This window comes from Pseudomonas sp., assembly GCF_030696055.1.
GTDB lineage: Bacteria > Pseudomonadota > Gammaproteobacteria > Pseudomonadales > Pseudomonadaceae > Aquipseudomonas.
In genome coordinates this window covers 1-2,606 of the sequence record NZ_JAUYNP010000017.1, presented here as the reverse complement: position 1 = coordinate 2,606, position 2,606 = coordinate 1, and the positions used below count along the sequence as shown (strand labels likewise).

General features: G+C 61.9%; 2 protein-coding genes and 1 pseudogene. 2 read left to right on the top strand and 1 reads right to left on the bottom strand.

Annotation, left to right across the window (positions count from 1 at the left end; all coding sequences use genetic code 11):
- Together Q8Q83_RS01110 and gstA are read left to right on the top strand one after the other, a co-directional pair.
- A partial coding sequence (locus Q8Q83_RS01110; RefSeq protein ID WP_305620380.1) for a hybrid-cluster NAD(P)-dependent oxidoreductase occupies window positions 1-1,048 on the top strand: 1,048 nt, incomplete at its 5' end.
- A 278-nt stretch (window positions 1,049-1,326) separates the two neighbouring features.
- Window positions 1,327-1,935, top strand: coding sequence for a glutathione transferase GstA (gene gstA / locus Q8Q83_RS01105; RefSeq protein WP_305620379.1), 609 nt, complete (start codon window positions 1,327-1,329; stop codon window positions 1,933-1,935).
- Window positions 1,936-2,319: 384 nt separating this feature from the next.
- Here the strand turns inward: gstA and fusA are convergent.
- Window positions 2,320-2,606, bottom strand: a pseudogene (gene fusA, locus Q8Q83_RS01100) (elongation factor G); the annotation flags it as partial.

The window sequence follows — 2,606 nt, the reverse complement described above, 5'->3', positions numbered from 1 at the left end:
CCATCTGGTGCGCTGCGTCAAAGCCCTCCAGGAAACCTGGGATGTGCGCACCTTCTGTTTTATGGCCGACCAGCCGATGGTGTTCTTCTTCAAGCCGGGGCAGTTCGTCACCCTGGAACTGGAGATCGACGGTGTGCCGATCATGCGCTCCTACACCATTTCCAGCTCGCCCTCGGTGCCCTACAGCTTCTCGCTGACCATCAAGCGCGTGCCGGGCGGCAAGGTTTCCAACTGGCTGCACGACAACCTGAAAGAAGGCGACGTGCTGCCGGTGCACGGCCCGGTCGGGCTGTTCAACGCCATAGATTTTCAGGCAGACAAGGTGCTGTTCCTCAGCGGCGGCGTCGGCATCACCCCGGTGATGTCCATGTCGCGCTGGTTCTTCGACACCAACGGCAACGTCGATATGGTCTTCGTGCACAGCGCGCGCACGCCCAAGGACATCATCTACCACCGCGAGCTGCGCCATATGGCCTCGCGCATCGACAACTTCAAGCTGCACCTGATCTGCGAGAAGTACGAGATAGGCGAGACCTGGTCCGGCTATCGCGGCTATCTGAACCAGAAGATGCTCGAGCTGATCGCCCCGGACTTTATGCAGCGCGAAGTCTTCTGCTGCGGGCCGACCCCCTATATGCACGCGGTCAAGCGCCTGCTGGAAGCCAACGGCTTCGACATGCGCCGCTACCACGAGGAATCCTTCGGCGCCACGCCGCCGGAAGCCCGCGCCGACGCCCTGGAACATGCCGAACAGGCCGCCGAGGCCGGCGAGGTGGATGCCGCCGACCTGCACCAGGTGGCGTTCACCAACACCGGCAAGAGCATTCGCGTGGCCCCCGGCGAGACCGTGCATGCCGCCGCCGCCAAGCTCGGCCTGCATATTCCCAAGGCGTGTGGCATGGGCATCTGCGGCACCTGCAAGGTGATGAAGACGGCCGGCGAGGTGAGCATGGAACACAACGGCGGGATCACCGACGAGGACGTCGCCGAGGGCTATATCCTGTCGTGCTGCAGCGTGCCTCAGGGCGATGTGGTGATCGAGTACTGAGAATCTGTTTACGGTCTGCTGCGCGTCGGCCATCCGGCGTTAAAAACAGCCTCGGAATGCTCATTTACAGCTCGTAAACTGCGCTTCCTCGGCTGTTTTTGCCTTGTCTGGCTCTAGCTCGCGAGATCGTAAACAGGTTCTGAGGTTTTTTACGGTACTTGCGCAGGACTGATCTAGGCTGAAGCGGGTCGCGCGCGAACGTTGCCGGGAAGGCTTCTGGCAGCGCACGCGTCCAGCCCGCTCCATGGGCTGCCATTTATAGCTACGGAGTCCTAGCCATGAAGCTTTATTACTCCCCCGGTGCCTGTTCGCTGACCATCCATATAATCCTGCAGGAATGCGGCTTACCCTTTAGCCTCGAGCGTGTCGACACCGCGACCCACAAGACCGAGAGCGGCGCCGACTTCTACGGCATCAACCCCAAGGGCTATGTGCCGTTGTTGCAACTGGACAACGGTGAGCGGTTGAGCGAGGGCCCGGTGATCGCCCAGTATGTCTGCGACAAGGCCGGCAATACCGAGCTGATGCCGGCCGCCGGGAGCATGGCGCGCTACCGGGTGATGGAGTGGCAGTGCTACCTCAACTCGGAGTTGCACCAAGCCTTCGGGCCCCTGTTCAACCCGAATCTGGACGCGGCGAGCAAGGCGATCTTCGCCAGCCGTCTGCAGAAGAAATTCAGCTGGATCTCCGAGCAGCTGCGCGGCAAGCAGTTCTTGAGCGGCGACAGCTTCAGCGCCGCGGATGCCTACCTGTTCGTCCTCTCGGGCTGGGCGCCCTATCTCAAGATCGAGTTGCCGAACACCGAGGAGCTGCAGGGCTATCTGCAGCGCATAGGCGCGCGGCCGGCGGTGCAGAAGGCCATGCAGAGTGAAGGCTTGCTGGGCTAAGAGCCTGTTCATAGTCTGCTGCGCGTCGGCCCTGCTGCGTTAAAAACAGGCTCGGAATGCTCATTTACAGCTCGTAAACTCCGCTTCCTCGCCTGTTTTTGCCTTGCATGGCTCTAGCTCGCGAGACATTGAACAGGCTCTAAGAACCGGCTGACGATCTGCTGCGCGTCGGCCATCCGGCGTTAAAAACAGATTCGTAGGGTGGGTGGCGGCGAGCAGGGGGGGAGCGGCAACTACTGTATTGGTGCGCCACGTAACCCACCAAGCGGTAATCGCCTATTACCATTTGGTGGGTTACGGCGCCAATGACTACGCAGTGACAGATAGCCCGTGGCCAGGCGCCCCACCCTACAAAAGCTTAACAGGCCGTCTTGCAACGGCCTGTTAGTCCTCTTCCTGCACCGCTTTATAGCCGCTGGCCAGGCGCTGCTGCAGCTCCTGCGGCACCGGGTTGTAGTGGCTCAGCACCAGGCTGTAGGCGCCCTGACCGGCGGTGATCGACTTGAGCCGGCCGCCGTAGCCGTCCAGCTCGGCCAGCGGCACCTGACCGCGGATCAACGCCATGCTCTGCGACAGGCTCTCGGTGCCGAGCACCTGGCCGCGGCGGCCGATCAGGTCGGTGGTGATATCGCCGAGCTTGGCCCCGGGGCTGGTGATCTCGATCGCGGCTA